Origin of the sequence: Streptomyces fuscichromogenes, assembly GCF_014645815.1 — a bacterium.
In the GTDB taxonomy this organism is placed as follows: domain Bacteria; phylum Actinomycetota; class Actinomycetes; order Streptomycetales; family Streptomycetaceae; genus Streptomyces; species Streptomyces fuscichromogenes.
Window position 1 is genome coordinate 147,131 of record NZ_BMML01000011.1, and the last position, 15,529, is coordinate 162,659.

Annotated in this window: 18 protein-coding genes and 1 pseudogene; 8 read left to right on the plus strand and 11 right to left on the minus strand. The window is 69.4% G+C overall.

What is annotated here, in order from left to right; all coding sequences use genetic code 11:
- Position 1: 1 nt before the first annotated feature.
- Both IEZ11_RS24590 and IEZ11_RS24595 read left to right on the plus strand, forming a co-directional pair.
- Positions 2-295 carry a cytochrome C oxidase subunit IV family protein gene (locus tag IEZ11_RS24590; protein ID WP_229713324.1) on the plus strand — a complete coding sequence of 98 codons (294 nt, stop codon included), beginning with the start codon at positions 2-4 and terminating at the stop codon, positions 293-295.
- A gap of 350 nt (positions 296-645) precedes the next feature.
- The gene (locus IEZ11_RS24595; protein ID WP_229713325.1) at positions 646-2,181 is read left to right on the plus strand and encodes an alpha/beta hydrolase domain-containing protein; all 1,536 of its coding nucleotides are present in this window, start codon (positions 646-648) and stop codon (positions 2,179-2,181) included.
- A gap of 104 nt (positions 2,182-2,285) precedes the next feature.
- Here IEZ11_RS24595 and IEZ11_RS24600 read toward each other — a convergent pair whose 3' ends face one another.
- The 6 genes and pseudogenes from IEZ11_RS24600 to IEZ11_RS51045 form a co-directional block, all read right to left on the minus strand.
- Positions 2,286-3,086: an SDR family NAD(P)-dependent oxidoreductase gene (locus IEZ11_RS24600; RefSeq protein ID WP_189265023.1), complete on the minus strand. Its 801-nt coding sequence runs from the start codon at positions 3,084-3,086 to the stop codon at positions 2,286-2,288.
- Positions 3,087-3,157: 71 nt separating this feature from the next.
- Complete coding sequence (locus IEZ11_RS24605; RefSeq protein ID WP_189265024.1) at positions 3,158-3,976, minus strand: sugar phosphate isomerase/epimerase family protein; 819 nt, start codon at positions 3,974-3,976, stop codon at positions 3,158-3,160.
- A gap of 64 nt (positions 3,977-4,040) precedes the next feature.
- The gene (locus tag IEZ11_RS24610) at positions 4,041-4,877 is read right to left on the minus strand and encodes an NAD(P)-dependent oxidoreductase (protein ID WP_189265025.1); all 837 of its coding nucleotides are present in this window, start codon (positions 4,875-4,877) and stop codon (positions 4,041-4,043) included.
- On the minus strand, positions 4,874-5,401 hold the full coding sequence (locus tag IEZ11_RS24615; RefSeq protein WP_189265026.1) for a nuclear transport factor 2 family protein: 528 nt from the start codon (positions 5,399-5,401) through the stop codon (positions 4,874-4,876). The genes IEZ11_RS24610 and IEZ11_RS24615 overlap by 4 nt, the downstream gene beginning before the upstream one ends.
- 31 nt (positions 5,402-5,432) lie before the next feature.
- Entirely contained in the window at positions 5,433-6,491 is a 1,059-nt protein-coding gene (locus IEZ11_RS24620) for a zinc-binding dehydrogenase (protein ID WP_189265027.1), read from the minus strand.
- A gap of 273 nt (positions 6,492-6,764) precedes the next feature.
- A pseudogene (locus tag IEZ11_RS51045) lies at positions 6,765-6,916 on the minus strand (DNA-binding response regulator); the annotation flags it as partial.
- A gap of 28 nt (positions 6,917-6,944) precedes the next feature.
- Here IEZ11_RS51045 and IEZ11_RS24625 point away from each other — a divergent pair.
- Together IEZ11_RS24625 and IEZ11_RS24630 are read left to right on the plus strand one after the other, a co-directional pair.
- Positions 6,945-7,346 (plus strand): hypothetical protein, encoded by a 402-nt coding sequence (locus IEZ11_RS24625; protein WP_189265028.1) that lies wholly within the window; start codon positions 6,945-6,947, stop codon positions 7,344-7,346.
- Positions 7,343-7,612 carry a hypothetical protein gene (locus IEZ11_RS24630; protein ID WP_189265029.1) on the plus strand — a complete coding sequence of 90 codons (270 nt, stop codon included), beginning with the start codon at positions 7,343-7,345 and terminating at the stop codon, positions 7,610-7,612. The genes IEZ11_RS24625 and IEZ11_RS24630 overlap by 4 nt, the downstream gene beginning before the upstream one ends.
- 186 nt (positions 7,613-7,798) lie before the next feature.
- On the opposite strand, the gene IEZ11_RS24635 is transcribed toward IEZ11_RS24630, so the two are convergent.
- The 5 genes from IEZ11_RS24635 to IEZ11_RS24655 form a co-directional block, all read right to left on the minus strand.
- Positions 7,799-8,572 carry a transposase family protein gene (locus IEZ11_RS24635; RefSeq protein ID WP_229713328.1) on the minus strand — a complete coding sequence of 258 codons (774 nt, stop codon included), beginning with the start codon at positions 8,570-8,572 and terminating at the stop codon, positions 7,799-7,801.
- 129 nt (positions 8,573-8,701) lie between these two features.
- The gene (locus tag IEZ11_RS24640; protein WP_189265031.1) at positions 8,702-9,160 is read right to left on the minus strand and encodes a hypothetical protein; all 459 of its coding nucleotides are present in this window, start codon (positions 9,158-9,160) and stop codon (positions 8,702-8,704) included.
- Positions 9,161-9,995: 835 nt separating this feature from the next.
- The gene (locus IEZ11_RS24645; RefSeq protein ID WP_189265032.1) at positions 9,996-11,147 is read right to left on the minus strand and encodes an acetyl-CoA C-acetyltransferase; all 1,152 of its coding nucleotides are present in this window, start codon (positions 11,145-11,147) and stop codon (positions 9,996-9,998) included.
- 49 nt (positions 11,148-11,196) lie between these two features.
- On the minus strand, positions 11,197-11,826 hold the full coding sequence (locus IEZ11_RS24650) for a TetR/AcrR family transcriptional regulator (RefSeq protein ID WP_189265033.1): 630 nt from the start codon (positions 11,824-11,826) through the stop codon (positions 11,197-11,199).
- Between the two features lie 12 nt (positions 11,827-11,838).
- The gene (locus IEZ11_RS24655; protein ID WP_189265034.1) at positions 11,839-12,639 is read right to left on the minus strand and encodes an SDR family NAD(P)-dependent oxidoreductase; all 801 of its coding nucleotides are present in this window, start codon (positions 12,637-12,639) and stop codon (positions 11,839-11,841) included.
- Positions 12,640-12,744: 105 nt separating this feature from the next.
- On the opposite strand from IEZ11_RS24655, the gene IEZ11_RS24660 reads away from it, so the two are divergent.
- From IEZ11_RS24660 to IEZ11_RS24675, 4 genes are read left to right on the plus strand one after another with little or no spacing between them, the layout of a single operon-like run.
- Positions 12,745-13,197: a MaoC family dehydratase gene (locus tag IEZ11_RS24660; RefSeq protein ID WP_189265035.1), complete on the plus strand. Its 453-nt coding sequence runs from the start codon at positions 12,745-12,747 to the stop codon at positions 13,195-13,197.
- Positions 13,197-13,946: a 3-oxoacyl-ACP reductase FabG gene (gene fabG / locus IEZ11_RS24665; RefSeq protein ID WP_189265036.1), complete on the plus strand. Its 750-nt coding sequence runs from the start codon at positions 13,197-13,199 to the stop codon at positions 13,944-13,946. Before IEZ11_RS24660 ends, fabG begins: the two co-directional genes overlap by 1 nt.
- Positions 13,943-14,716, plus strand: a complete 774-nt coding sequence (locus IEZ11_RS24670) for an enoyl-CoA hydratase/isomerase family protein (RefSeq protein WP_229713329.1) — start codon at positions 13,943-13,945, stop codon at positions 14,714-14,716. The genes fabG and IEZ11_RS24670 overlap by 4 nt, the downstream gene beginning before the upstream one ends.
- Before the next feature lies 1 nt (position 14,717).
- Entirely contained in the window at positions 14,718-15,527 is an 810-nt protein-coding gene (locus IEZ11_RS24675; RefSeq protein ID WP_189265037.1) for an enoyl-CoA hydratase/isomerase family protein, read from the plus strand.
- The last annotated feature ends 2 nt before the right edge of the window (positions 15,528-15,529 follow it).

A 15,529-nucleotide genomic window follows, 5' to 3' on the forward strand; every position in this document is an offset into this window, starting at 1 on the left:
CGTGAACACTCTGGTGAAGAAGAGGCTGCTGATCGCCTGGCTGGCCCTGTCGCTGATGACGCTCGGCTATCTGGCGATGGACCATTCGGCTGATCGCGCAGGGGCGTTGAGGCCGAGCGTCGCGGTCACCATCGGCGCCGTCCTGATCGCCGCCGCCAAGATGCGCATCATTTTCCGCGAGTTCATGGAGGTGCGTCACGCCCCAGCCTGGCTGGGCCGCCTCACGGACCTCTGTGTCCTGCTCCTGGTCGCGAGCCTTCTCGGCAGCTACTTCATCGGGAGAGCGGCCGGGTAGCGGCCGGCGTACAGGCCGGGACGGCCGGCCTCTGGTCCCACCAGCGGATCCGGGTATCAGTGGTGACCGTGCACCTCGGCGCGGAGCTCCGCGGCCTTCCTCGCTTTCACTTTGCGTCGCCCCACCTGGCGACGGCAGTGATCCGCACGACACGTCACCCGGCCGGCCCACCGCATCGTGGTGCCCCATGCGCGGATGAACCGGCTGGCCAGTCATTGGTCCTTCGGGCAGCACCTGTGCCCGGCCACATCCGCCTCCACGTCCAGGACGGCACTGGGAATCCGAGGCTCGCCACACTTCTCGGTGCCCGTGCCGGTTGTCGAGTTTCTCAACCCAGGAAGGGCATCCCGATGCTCAGACAAGACCACGGCTCACCGCACACTCATCTGCCAAGAGCGAAGGCATGGTTCATCGCCCTGCTGACCGCGATCGTCGCCGCCCTGGCCACCACGACGATCGCCCGGGCAGCGGACCGGACGTCCGCCGCGGCCTCGGCGGCCGACCCGGTCGTCACCGGGCCTGTCACCGGGGGCCTCGGCGCGCCACAACTCTACGGAACGGCGTTCGACCTGGGCCAGGTGGGCTACCAGCAGTCGGAGTACTTCCTGTCGGGCAACGCCACCAGTTACCAGCCCGTCAACCCCCTTACTGCGGACGGCAAATGGACGGTCGCCCCGGCCGCCACGTCCGCGTACACCACGCGTGTCGTCGTCAACCGGCCGAAGGATCCCTCACGCTTCAACGGGACCGTGGTCGTCGAGTGGCTCAATGTCACCGGGGGAGTGGACGTTGCCACGACCTGGATCCAGACGCACAACGAGCTGATCCGCGAGGGTTACGCCTGGGTCGGAGTCTCGGCCCAGGCGGCCGGCGTCGCGGCTGCCAAGGCGATCGACCCGACCCGCTACGCCGCTCTCTCGCACCCGGGCGACAGTTACTCGTACGACATCTTCTCGCAGGCGGGCCAGGCGGTGCGGGACTCCGCCGTGACCGTGCTGGACGGGCTGAGGCCGCACACCGTTCTGGCCATCGGCGAGTCCCAGTCGGCGTTCCGGCTCACCACGTACGCCGACGCTGTCCAGCCCCTCGTCAATGTCTATGACGGCATCCTGATCGAGAGCCGGGGCGGGGCCGCCCCCGTGACGGCACCGCTCTCCCAGTCCCCGCAGGCGGATGTCCCGGTCCCGGACGGTCTCCTCATCCGTACCGACCTGGGCGTGCCCGTCCTCACCTTCGAGACCGAGACCGACCTGCTCATGCTCGGCTATCTGGCCGCGCGTCAGCCCGACTCCGCGCATTTCCGCCTGTGGGAGGTCGCGGGGACCGCGCATGCGGACACCTACATCACGCCGGTCGGCCCGACGGACACCGGTGACGGGCAAGGGGACGTCGCGGCGTTCGACACCTTGCTCAACCCGCCGGCAACACCTGATCCCACCCACCCTGAAGTCAGCTGTGACACGCCGATCAACGCGGGCCAGACCCACTACGTCCTGGAGGCGGCCGTCCATGCCCTGAACACGTGGGTGAGGACCGGCCTGGCGCCGGCACCGGCGCCGAGGTTGCGGATCAGCACCAGCGGATCGACTCCGGCGTTCGTGCTCGACGCCAACGGCAACGTCGAGGGCGGCATCCGTACACCCGTGGTGGACGCCCCGGTGGCGACCCTGTCAGGCCTGGGACAGGAGGGTTCGTTCTACTGCACCCTGTTCGGCACGACCGTGCCCTTCAGCGCGGCAAAACTGACGCAGCTGTACCCCACACACGCGCAGTTCGTCTCCCGCTGGACGGCGAGCGCCGGTAGTGCGACGGCGTTCGGATACATTCGGCCCGCCGACGCCCGCGCACTCGTCAAGGCCGCGGTCGGCTCCTCAGTGGGCGGCTGACAGCGTATGCGTGGCGCCGCCCCGGCCCGTACGTCCCGCACGGTGGGCCGGGCGGCGTCCTGTACGGCCTACGGCCTCTCACATGCGTTCTTCGTCCCGTCGATTCAACCGGTCCTCGCGGACCTGGGCCGGCTCATGAGGAGCACGGCGTCGCGGCGGCTCAGCGAGCCGAGCGGGGAGCCGCCGGTCGGACTGGCACTGCCGTGGATCCAGACAGGGCCGTCGGCAAGGTGCTCCAGCGCCGTCTCCGCCACATCGTTCGGGTCGGCGAGCTCGCCGGGTGACGTATCGCTCCCGATCTCCAGCGTCCGCCGCAGTGAGGGGGTATCGGTCCGGCCGAGCACCAGGCCCAGCACGTGCACGCCGCTGTCGTGCCACTCCGCCCACAGGCTCTCGGCCAGGATGAGTTCGAAGGCCTTCGTCGCCCCGTACACGGACAGTGCCGCACCACCCGCCCAGGCGGCGCCGGATGTCACGAGCACCATTGCTCCGTGTCCACGGGCCGTCATGGGGGCACCAAAGTGGTAGGCCGCCTCCATCACCGCGGTGCAGTTGCGCTGCATCAGCGAACGATGGGCATCGACGGGCTTGTCCAGGAACGCACAACTGGTGTCGTCGGCACCGGCGTTGAACACGAAGAGCCCGACCTCGATACCGGAAGTCGCTTTCACGAGTTCCCAGATGGCATCCGGTGCGCTGAGATCCAGCGCCACCGTTCGTACTTCGACCCCGTAGGTGTCGCGGATCCCGGCGGCGGACGCTTCCAGCACGGGTACGCGTCGGGCCACGAGCACGACGTTGAGGCCCCTGGAAGCGATCTTGTGCGCGAAGGCCGCACCCACCCCGTCTGATCCTCCGGCGATGACGGCCCATGGTCCGTATCCGTCCTCGAAAGATGTTGTCACGTCGTGCTCCTCGAAAGTGGTTGTGAGCCCGGGGCGGCTCGGTCGGGTCTCGGGATGAGGCGTCCGGGAGTTCAGCCGACGCCCGCGGTTACCAGGAGTTCGCGGGCAGCCCGGACGCACTGCCGGACTCGCTCATGCGTCGACTCCCCGGCCTCCGCCCTGGAGAGCATGGGTACTTCGAGACCGATCACGACGTTCCGGGGCAACGCGGCGAGGATCTCCGTCAGCGGAAACTCACCACGGCCCGGCACCATCCGGTCCACCGAGTCCTCCCGGTAGGTCGAACCGCGTTGCCGAACAGTGTTGTCGCTGAGCTGCACGTATCCGACGAGGGTGGGATCGAGCGCTGCCAAGTTCGCGGCGGAATGCCCCGAACGGACCAGGTGCATGACGTCGACGAGCAGGCGGAAGCCCTCGCGGGCCACATGACGTACGGCCGCCACCGCGGCGTCGAGGTCCTTGACCGTCAGGGACGGAGCGAACTCGACCGTGGTTTCCATTCCGCGCAGCGCGGCCATCTCCGCCAGCACTCCGAACTGGTCGAGACTGCGCCCGAGGTCCGGGTCCAGGCTCACGGTGTTGACTCGAGGTACGCCCAGCTGGGCCATGATGTCGAGGTCGGCACCGGAGTCGCGCAGGTCGGTGCCGGGCCGGACGACGAATCCTTCACCGAGTGAGATCGAGACACCGCGCTCGCGCATCGCCGCCGACATCCGCGCCCGGAGCCCGGCGTCGTCGCGCAGCGAATACGCCGGGTATCCATGAGGGTTGTGCGGAGTGCCGGACAACGCCATTGCTATGTACCGACAGCCCACGTCGGCTGCCAGATGTACGAACTCGACGGGCGGGAGCCCGAAGACGGTCTGGTGCTCTATTGCCAGTCGGTCCATGTGTGTCTTACTTCAGAGGTGGGGATCCGGAACGCGGCCGATCGCGCGGCGGGCGGGGAACCTGTCACTGCGCGGTCCGTGCCCGGCGAAGCACCGTCTCCTCGACCGCGTCCGAGGACAGCACCTTTCCGAGGATTCCGAGGTCGACCCCGGCGTTCCGGGCGACTTCGCGTACCACGGTCACGTCCTTGCCCATGAGATCCCCGAGGCGATCCGCGATTCCCCGGACCCCCCTGTCACCGTCGGCGACGACGCCGAGCGCCCGACTCGTCCCGCTGCCGTGCCGCACTGCGGCCAGAAGGGGCTGTTCCTCAAGTCCCAGCGAGTCCGCAAGGCGCACGGCATCGATCACCAGCCCCAACTGGGCTACGAACAACGCGTTGTTGACGAGTTTGACGCGCTGGCCGTTACCGACCGGTCCCACGGACAGGATCGGTGACGCATACGTCTCAAGTAGTGGACGGACCTCCTCCAGGACCGCTTCGTCCGCGCCCACCCACAGGGTGAGGCGGCCCGCGACGACATCATGCGGACCGCCCGACAGCGCAGCGTCGACAACCTTGATCCCACGCTGTACGGCCGCGTCGGCGAGGAGCCGAGCGGTCGCGGGATCCGAGGTCGTGTGCTGGACGAGGGTTGCCGCCGACTTCATGGCCTCGATCGCGCCGTCCGGTCCGAGACACACGGAGCGCACCTGTTCGTCGGTCAGGACGACGATGAACACGACGTCCGCGTCGCGCACCGTCGCTTCGATGGTGCCTGCCCAGGACAGGCCGGCCGCCTCGGCGGCCGCCTGGGCCTGCGGGCGGCGTACCAAGACGGTGACCTGGTTTCCTGCGGCCATCAGACGCTCAAGCATCGGTCGGCCCATGCGACCCGGCCCGATGAATCCGATCCTCATCGTCCCTCCGGTGGGCGAGAGGGGGTACCGGTCTCCGGAGGCGCCAGCATCGCGCGATGCTCGCCGGTGCCGTCGAGGTTGGCGTTGACACGTTCACGGATGCGCCAGCCCTCGGGAGTGCGCACCCAGCGCCAGGTGTTGGCCGAGACCCGGGCCACCCAGAAGCGGTCGGCTTCGGCGTCCCAGCGGATGTTGAGCGCGTAGCTGCGGCCGGTTGCCTCGTCTCCGGCCACGGTGATGTGCGGCACGGTGAGGACATGGCCGCAGCCGTTGCTGATCAGGCTCTGGTGACCGCTGCCGTGCACCATGCCACTGATGTCCTCGCGTCCTCGCATACTGAGTTGAGGCACGGCGTCGAACGTACCGCCGTCGGTCCACAGGGAGGCCGCGGCGTCTCCGGACCCGCTGTCCACAGCGGGCCCGTACTGGGCGACGAGCTGCATGATCTCCAAGTGGTCTTCCAGCGCGCGAACTCTCGACGCCAGCATGTCGACAGTGGCGCGGAGTTCATCCGTCTCGCTCACGGGGACCCAGCCCTTCGATATGTATTGCGTATCAACCGGGGACGACGACGATGCGGACCGGACCGTCGGCGTCGCGTGCGGCGTCGAGCGCGGCGGGTACGTCGTCGAGTCCCACGGTCCGGCCGAGCATGGGCGTGACGTCGAGGGTGCCCGAACAGACGGCTTCGAACGCCTCGTCCCAGTGGGCGGGCAACGGTCCGCCGCCAAACTGGATGTTGAGCCCTTTGCGCTTGGCGGTGAGCGTGTGGAGACGCTCGCCCTCCGGCGGTCCGCCGACCGAGAAGATGCGGGTACCGCGCTCGCACCCCCTGATGATCGAGTCGAGAACCCCCGGGACGCCGACGCACTCGAACACCACGCAGCCGGGCAGACCGGCCGCTCCCACCCCCTCCGCCGCTGGTTCGGCCGGTGCGCGAGCCAGGTCACGCCATGCCTGGTAAGGGGAGGCCTCGGCAGGATCGATGACGATGTCCGCCCCCATGGCCAGAGCTGTTTCGCGTCGCGAGGCCATGAAGTCGACCGCCATGACGGGACCACGGCCGAGGTGTCTGAGGTGGGCGATCACTGAGAGGCCGATTGCGCCACAGCCGACCACCAACGCTGATTCCCTGGTGGTCACCCGAGCGCGGGCCGCGGCCGACCAGCCGACCGCGATCGCGTCGGCGACGCACACCACCTCGCTCGGCAGATCGGAGACCACCGTCCGGGCGGCGGCCTCGGTCAGCAGGAAGTACTCGCCGAACCCGCCCGGTGATTCGGGGTTCTGACCGATGATCTTCCGGCCGCCCGGCGTGGTCAGGACCGGCAACGAGCTCACCCTTGTGCCGAGCGGGATCCGGCGCTCGGTACCTGGGCCGTAACCGACGACTTCGGCGCAGTACTCGTGGCCCATGACGATGTCGACGTCCTGGTCGTACGTCGACATTCCGCTGTCGTCCTCGGCGCCGGCTTCCGGATGATCCATGAAATGGAGATCCGATGCGCAGATTCCACAGGCGAGCGATCGCACCAGCAACTGTCCCGGCCCGGGGACCGGATCACCGATCACACGCGTCTCGACAGTGCCTGAGCGGAGTACCGCAGCACGCATGGTTGCCTCTTTCCGGCCTCTCGTGGTGCCGCTTCGGAGGGGGAGTGCCGTGAAGGACTGTAGCGAGGAGCGGGTCGCTTAGAGAAGATAGTTGCCAAGATTGAGAGGGAAGCTCTCTTGAAATGAGAAGAGTATTCGGATGTGCGAGTGCTTCCGCGATACGTCAACTGCTCGTCGCGCGCGGCTTCGAGGCGACGTCGATGCAGTCCGTCGCCAGGTACTCACCTGGGCGCGCCTGCACCATCCAGGCGCCCGTGCCGACATCGACCTTGGCCGTGCCGTGACCTTCGGTGAGATCAGCGCGTCACCACGGGCGGCGGCGTGCACCGCTTCGACCAGCAGGGCCGGTGAGGCGTCCTTGAGGAGGAAACCGCAGGCGCCGGCGCGCAGTGCGGAGGCGCGTAGTCGTCCTGGGCGAAGGAGGTGTTGATCCCTGCCCTCGCCACTGCCGTCGTGAGCCTCGTGGCAACGGCGGGGAGTGTTTTCGCGACGCCGGCCGCCTCCGTTCCGCCCCCCATCCCCAGCACTCAGGACCCGTCCGCCGGACCGGACTTCGTCGGCAGCCCGGCTACGGCGCAGCCGCTTCCGTCGAAGCCGGTGATGCGCCCGCAGGTCTCGGGCGTCCCCGGGGACAGCGGCAACACCAAGACATACGACGGCCCCGCTCCACACGGCGCGGGCACCCAGGTCAGGAGCGCGGCTGGCGACGGTGGCCCCGTCCTCCTCTTCCCGCTGCTGGACGGCTGGTTGACGGCGGCCCAACTGGACATGTCCGACGCCATGTACAGCGCGATCACCGGGGTGGACCCGACGACCATGGCGGTGAAGGCCAGCTGGTCCGTTCGGTCAAGATGAGGAGCGTTCCCGTACTGTCGGCCTCCACCGGCCTCATCTACGGTTCGGCCCAGGACCCCGGGCTGGCCGCCGGCGGGACCTACGTCTGGTACACCGAAGCCATCGACTTCGGTACCGGCAAGACGGTATGGAAGAAGCGCGTCGGCGCCGGCGGCAGTTACAACGACGTCGGCATGATCCTCTCCCTCGGCCCGGACGGAACGCTTTACGACAGTGTTCGCGACGGCGTGGTGGCCGTGAAGGACAGTCGTGAACCCTTGAGCTGAAGCTCGATCCTCCGCGTGAATTCTGGTCATGGCTGCGGGGCGGGTTCCGAGTGAGGACCCGGGTATCCGCCTGTTCGTTTCACTGAGATCGTTTCATCTTGAACTCGCAGGTCGTGGTGCTGGCGTGAGCCCGTGATGCGGTCCTCGTGCTGGCAGGCGGAGTGATCGCCGTCGGGTGATCGTCTGTCACCGCTGGACTTCGCAGTTCGCCAGAACGAGCAGGGCCCGTAGCAGCGTGGTGGCGTGATGGACGTTCATACGGACCTTGGTCAGAATGCGCCAGCTCTTCAGGTTCGCAAAGCCGTGCTCGACGGCGGCGCGTTCACGGCTGACCAGCCGGTTCGTCTCCTTCTCGGCGTCGGTGAGGCGGCGGGAGCGGGTTGCTTTGCGGCCGGTGATGATGACCGGAGCGTTGCCGGGGGCGTCGTCGAGGCCGACGAAGCCGAGGTCGGCCAGGGCGCCGAGGCCGGCCTCGCGCAGATGCCTGGTGATGTGGTCGTGGCGGGCGGCGGTGATCTCGCTGGCCCGGCCAGGACGGGCGGAAGAGATCCAGATCAGGTTTCCGTTCTCGTCGGTCAGCGCGAGGAAGAGCAGGCCATGGGCCTTGTGTTTCCCGCTGTAGTTCTTGCGGTTGTCCGCTCCGGTGCGGCGGCGGGTGCGCACGAGGGTGCCGTCCAGCAGGACCACCGCACCGCCCCGACGGGCGATCTTCTTCAGCGCGCGGTCCAGACGCGGGGCCCGGGCAGCGAGCAGGCCGAGGACTTCCAGGACCCACCGGCGCACGGTGGAGGCGGAGACGTCGTTGCCGCCGGCCATGTCGGCCAGACGCTGGTCGTGACGGAGCACGGCGAGCACGACGATCGCCTGGGTCCCCGGGGTGGCCTTGCGCCAGCGGGTGCCGAGCTGCTTGCGCCGCCCGCGTATCAGGCCGGCGACGAGTTCGACGGTCCGCTTCGACACCGCGAGCCGAACCTGGCAGACAGCATCGCGAGTGCCCCCGACGGGGCGGTGAGTCTTCACACGCGAACCAACTCCCGCCGGGGGCCCTCGCGTTATGGCAGGAACCGGCCGGTCCGCTGCCCTCTGCGGTCAGCGCGGCAGGTAGCGCCCCGATCCGGTCCGCTTCAGCCAGCCCCGGTCGGCGAGTTTGCGCAGCTGGCCGCGGACCGGCTCGACCTTGCCCGGTGTGGGTTCCCGGCCCAGTGCCAACGCGACGTCCTTGGCCATCACCGGACCGTCCGCCCCGGCCACGATCTCCATGATCCGCTGATACTCCGAGGTCAGGGCCTCCAGCCCCATCCCCTCGACACGGTCCGGCACCAACCGCATCCCGCCCGCACCCGGCCCAGCCACGACACGCTCCGGCTCCACGATGCCCGACGGCCGCCGCCCTCCGTCGGTCGCCTCGGCCCACTGACTGAACACCACTTCGGCCGCCTCCAGCCGGCCCAGCTCGGCGTCAATCTCCGCCAGTTCCTTGCGCAGCAGCTCGGCCCGCTCGGTCAGTCGCATCCGCCGCTCGATCGTCCATGTCAGCACGTCCACCATGCGCCTCCCTCCCGTTGCTGAACCTACGAGACGCCTCGCGCGGACTGCCCCAGAACGCGCGAACCGGCCCCTGGCAGACGATCACCTGCTAATGATCACGTCCGGGACCGGCACGAGCGCGTCAATCTCCACCCACACCAGCGGCCCGACCTGCGAGTTTAAGATGAAACGATCTCATTGATCCGCGAGTGGAAACGGGCTTCGAGGGTGGTGTCTGTGGTCCGGTGCTGTGCAGGCGGGCCGTCAGCGCGCCGGCTGTCCCGGCCACTGTCGATCCCCCGGTCAGGGCTTGGTCATGTCGGCTTGGTCATGTCCTCGATCAAGACGGGTGAGGCAGTCGGCCTCGCGGTGGCATGAGGGGCGGCGGCGCGGGGAGGCGATCAACACGGTCTGGAACAGGACCACGATCTTGTTCAGACTCAGGCCGTGGCCCCGCCTTCTGGGTCGAGGTGACGCTCCGCGCAGAACATGTGGGCTGAGACGAGGGCCACGTGGTGGTGGAAGTCTCCGGGGGGATGAGGGGTGGCCCTCGTAGTCGCCCAGACCGAGGGCCTGTTCCGTCTCGCGGTGGTCGGTCCCGATGCACCACCGACTCGTCACGTACCTGACCAGGACGGCGAGCGGGGTGTCCGCGGGCAGGTCGGTGATCCAGGACCTGAACGTCCCTGCCGGGCTTGCGTTTCCACCGGATCAGCGCGTTGGAGGGCGGGAGCGGTCGCTGGTGGACGCGACGTGACCGCGCTCGACGATCCCGGCGATGTGCACTGGTCCGGCGAGGTATCAGCCGGAGCGGGCGGGGCGTTCACTCCTGTGTACCGTCGGTTGTGCGGGGGCGTCAGAGGCGTTCGATGATGGTGACGTTGGCCATGCCGCCACCCTCGCACATGGTCTGCAGTCCGAAGCGGCCGCCGGTGCGCTCCAACTCGTTGAGCAGGGTGGTCATCAGCCGGGTTCCCGTGGCGCCAAGGGGGTGACCGAGCGCGATGGCACCGCCGTTGACGTTCACCCGGGCGGGGTCGGCGCCGATGTCGGCCTGCCAGGCCAGCACCACGGAGGCGAAGGCCTCGTTGATCTCGACGAGGTCGATGTCGTCGATCGTGAGTCCGGCCTTCTTCAGAGCGTGCTCGGTGGCGGGGATGGGCGCGGTCAGCATCATGACCGGATCGGCGCCGCGCACCGACAGATGGTGGATACGCGCACGTGGCGAGAGCCCGTGCGTGCGCACCGCCTCCTCGGAGGCGATCAGCACGGCGGAGGACGCGTCGGACAGCTGACTGGACACCGCGGCGGTCAGCCGCCCGCCGGGCGTCAGCGTTGCGAGCCCCGCCATCTTCTCGAGCGTGGTGTCGGCACGTGGGCCCTCGTCGGCCGTGATTCCTTCGAACGGCACGATCTCCGCGTCGAAACGCCCTTCCCGCTGGGCGGTCAGGGCCCGCCGGTGGCTCTCCAGGGCGAACTCCTCCATCACCGGGCGCTCCAGACCCCACTTCTCCGCGATCATCTCCGCCCCGCGGAACTGTGAGATCTCCTGGTCGCCGTAGCGTGCCTGCCAGCCCTTGCAGCCGGTCCACGGATCGGTGGCCCCGTAGGGCTCACCGGCGCCGAACGCGGACAGGATCGGGAACTGGCTCATCTTCTGCACACCGCCGGCCACGACGATTCCGGCGGTTCCGGACATGACGGCCTGCGCCGCGAAGTGGACCGCCTGCTGGGACGATCCGCACTGCCGGTCGACGGTCGTACCGGGCACGGACTCGGGCAGCCCGGCGGCGAGCGCGCTGGTACGGGCGATGTCGCCGGCCTGCGATCCGATCTGGTCGAGGCAGCCGAGAACGACGTCGTCGACGGCGGCCGGGTCGAAGTCGTGGCGTCCGACGAGGGAGCGGATGACGTGGGCGGCGAGGTCGGCCGGATGCGTCCCGGCGAAGCCGCCGCCGCGCTTGCCGACCGGGCTGCGTACCGCGTCGATGATGTATGCCTCGGGCATGACGGTCCTCCAGTGTGGCGGGTGAGGGGAGATGGCGGCGGGCCCTGGGTCAGGGCGCGCCCAGTCCGTGCCGCACCAGACTCTGCGCGGTGCGGATGACGCCGGTGAGTGAGCCCTGTCGCGGGTTCCACCACTCCGGTGTCCAGTTGAGGGCGCCCATGACGAGCATGCGTGCCACCCTCAGGTCGATGCCGGCCCTGACGGCGCCGACGGCCTTCGCAGTCGCCAGCAGATCCCGCCACAGTTCGAAGTAGGCGGCACTGTCCTCGCGAAGCCGGGCGCGGATGTCCTCGGGCAACTGGCCGCTGTTGCGGCTGACCGCCGTGGCGAAGTCCGACAGATCCAGCTCGACGCGCAGATGCGCCTCCACGGCGGCACAGATCCGGTCCATGGGCGGAGTGTCGTGGGGCAGGGCGGCCAGCACTGTCTCGACGTGCTCCCGCAGCCGCGACTGGCCGACCGCCATCACCTCGGCGATGAGCTCCTCGCGCGAGGCGAAGTAGTAGTAGACGGCGGGCGGCCGCAGACCGGCCAGTTCGGCGATGTCGGCGAGCCGGGTCGCGGAGTAGCCCTTGAGACTCAGTGTCCGTGCGGCGGCGGCGAGTATCCGGTCCCGGGTCGCGGCGGCCTTGGTCGCGGGCACGACCGCGCCCTCGGCGCCATTGCTGGTGGTGTCCATGGAGTGTGCCTCCTACGGCATCGAGTAGCCCCCGCCGACCGAGAGGACCTGGCCGGTCACCTGGCGGGCGCGACGTTCCGAGGAGATCCAGACCACGGCGTCGGCGATGTCGGCCGCCGTGGTCAGCCGCTGCAGCGGGACGTTCTTGCGCACCGCTTCGATCTGCCGGTCGTTGAAGACGGTCTCCTGGTCGTCCGTCGTCCACAGGCTGCCCGTACCGATCGCGTCCGGGCTCTCGGGCAGGACGAGTCCCGGGCAGACCACGTTGGACCGGATGCCGTCCCGGCCGTGCTCCCGGGCGACCGTACGGGCAAGGGCGATCAGCGCGGCCTTGGTCGCCCCGTACACCCCCTGCCGTATCTCCCCGAACGCGGCGTCGCTGGAGATGAACACGATGGATCCGCCTCCTGAGCGCCGCATCGAGGCAAGGGCCGCGCGCGTGCACTCGACGGCGCCGAAGAGATTGAGGTCGACCATTCGCCGCCAGCCGTCGCGGTCCGTGTCCTGCGCGACGAACCCGGGCAGGCTCAGGCCCGCGTTGTTCACCAGTACGTCGATCCCGCCCCAGTCGGCGACGATCCGTTCGACGGCGGCGCTTCCCGCTCCTTCGAGGGCCAGGTCGACGACGGCGACCTCTGCCTGGGCCGCACCTCGCTCCAGCGCTTCGGCGCGTGTCTTCGCGGCCTGCGCGCCGTCGATGTCACAGATCAGCAGGCGTGCGCCTTCGGCGGCGAAGCCGTGCACGATGCCGCGGCCGATGTTCGAGGCGCCACCCGTGACGAGTACGCGTGCTCCGCGGAGTTCCAGATCCATCCCACTCGCTCCCTCGCGACGCTCGGTTCGCTGCACGGCCGTTGACCCGTTGCGATTAATGAATCTAGATTAGATTCAAAATTCTGACCACCCCTGGAGCATGACATGAAGATCTTCAACGGGCTCGCCGAACTGGCGGCCGCGGCGGGCGAATCCCTCGGCAGCAGCGACTGGGTGGCCGTGGACCAGGAGCGCATCGACCGGTTCGCCGACGCCACGGGGGACCACCAGTGGATCCATGTGGACGCCGAACGCGCCGCCGAGGGGCCCTTCGGCGGCACCATCGCCCACGGCCTGCTCACGCTCTCCCTGCTGCCGGTGTTCCTGCAGCGGCTCTACCAGGTCGAGGGCGTCAGCATGGCCGTGAACTACGGCCTGGACAAGGTGCGCTTCCCCGCGCCGGTGCCCGTCGGAGCCAAGCTGCGGGCCACCTCCACGATCACCGAGGCCATGCCCCTCGACGGGGCGGTCCAGCTCAAGCTGTCGACGGTCATCGAGATCGAGGGCGGTGCGAAGCCGGCGTGCGTCGTGGACTCCGTCGTGCGGTACATCGGCTGATGGGCGGGCTGGTGGCGGGCCGGTCCGCGATCGTGACGGGCTCCGGCCAGGGAATAGGCCTGGAGATCGCGCGGCTGCTGCACGAGCACGGCGCACGGGTGACCGTGGCCGACGTGGACGCCGGCCGCGCGGCGAAGGCCGCGGCGGAGATCAGCGGTGGCGACGCGGATTCCGTCCTGGCCCTGGGGTGCGACGTCACGGAGGAGACGTCGGTCGACGACATGGTGCGGCAGACCGTCGAGCGGTTCGGGGCGCTGGACATCCTGGTGAACAACGCCGGAATCACCCGCGACGCCTCACTGCGCAAGATGAGTGCCGCCGACTTCGACGCGGTCATCGGGGTGCATCTCAGGGGGACGTGGCTCGGCGTGCGGGCGGCCGCCGCGGTGATGCGCGAGGCGGGCCGGGGCACGATCGTCAACATCTCCTCGCTGTCCGGGAAGTCCGGCAACCCGGGGCAGACGAACTACAGCGCCGCCAAAGCGGGCATCGTGGGTCTGACGAAGGCGGCGGCCAAGGAACTCGCCCATCGCGGAGTCCGCGTCAACGCGGTGCAGCCGGGTCTGATCCGCACCGCCATGACCGAGGCGATGCCGGCGGAGGTCTTCGCGGCGCGCGAGGCCGACATCCCCATGAGGCGGGCGGGCCTGCCCCGGGAGGTCGCCGGGGCTGTCGTCTTCCTCGCCAGCGAACTGTCCAGTTACATGACCGGTGCGGTTCTCGAAGTGGGGGGCGGGCGGTTGATGTGAGCAACCATGTCACCCCGGTGGTACGAAGCCGCGTGGACGGTGTGGTGGGACACGTCCTGCTCGACCGGCCCAAGGCGATGAACGCGATCACGGTCGAACTCGGCAGGCAGCTGGAGCTCGCCCTGACGGAGCTGGCGTCATCGGCCCGGGTCATCCTGGTCCGGGGCGCGGGAGGCAATTTCTCCGTCGGCGGTGACTTCAAGGAACTGGAGCGGCTGCGGGCCGGCGGACCGCGGGACATGGCACCGCTCTTCGACAACTTCGGCCGGGCCTGCGCGCTCATCGAGACCCTGCCCGTCCCCGTGGTCGCGGTGGTCGAGGGGTGTGCCATGGCCGGCGGCTTCGAACTGATGCAGGCCTGCGACATCGCGCTGGTGCACGAGGCGGCCCGGATCTCCGACACGCACACCAACTTCGGCCAGGTACCGGGCGGCGGCAGCACCCAGCGACTGCCCCGCCTGGTGGGCCGCCAGCGGGCCCTGGCCCACATCCTCACCGGTGAGCGGCTGTCCGGCGCAGAGGCCGTGGCCTGGGGGTTGGCCTACCGGTGCCTGCCGGACGAGGGGTTCGAGGAGGCGGTCGCCGCGTTCGCCGGACGGCTCGGCGGCATGGACCCGCAGGCGCTCGGCACCGCGAAACGCCTGGTGTACGAGGGGACGCGGCTGCCGTTGGCGGAAGGTCTCGCGCTGGAGCGGGCCGCGGTACTGGACCACCTGGACGGGGCGGCGGCCGGCGCCGCGATCAAGGCCTTCACGGCGAGAGGTGAATGAGATGACCGACCAGCTGATCGTCACGGGGCCGGTGCTCCTGGACCTGGACAAGGACGGAGTCGCCCGCCTGCGGCTCAATCGGCCGGAGGCGTCCAACGGCATGGACGTCCCCTTCCTCAAGGCGCTGCACAGAGCCGTCGTGCGGTGCCACACCGAGCCCGGGCTGCGCGTGGTGCTCATCACCGGAGAGGGCCGCAACTTCTGCGCGGGAGGGGACATCCACACCTTCGCCGGCCAGAGTGAGGGACTTCCGGACTATCTGCGGGAGGCCACCTCCTGGCTGCAGATCGTCACCTCCGCTCTGCTGCACCTGCGGGCCCCCGTCGTCGCGGCGGTCCACGGGTTCGCGGCCGGCGGCGGCGGCTTCGGTCTGGTGTGCACGGCGGACTTCGTCATCGCCGCCGAGTCGGCGAGGTTCATGTCGGGCGCGGTGCGGGTCGGCATGGCCCCGGACGCGGGGGTGTCGGTGACGCTGACCCGGCTCGTGGGCCTGCGCAAGGCGATGGAGATCCTGCTGACCAACCCCACCCTGACCGCCGCCGAGGCCCTGGACTGCGGGTTGCTCACCAGGGTCGTACCCGACGACGTGCTGACCGACGAGGCGCTCGCGTTCGCCCGCGGCCTCGCCGCCGGCGCGCCGCTGGCGCTGGCGGCGACCAAGCGGCTGGTGTGGGGCGGGGTGGGGGCCGGGGTGGAGGAGCGGCTGCCGGAGGAGGCCCGTACGGTCGCCGAACTGTCGGGCACCGCGGATTCCAGGGAGGGACTGGCGGCCGTCATCGAGCGCAGGCCGCCGGTCTTCACGGGCCAGTGACA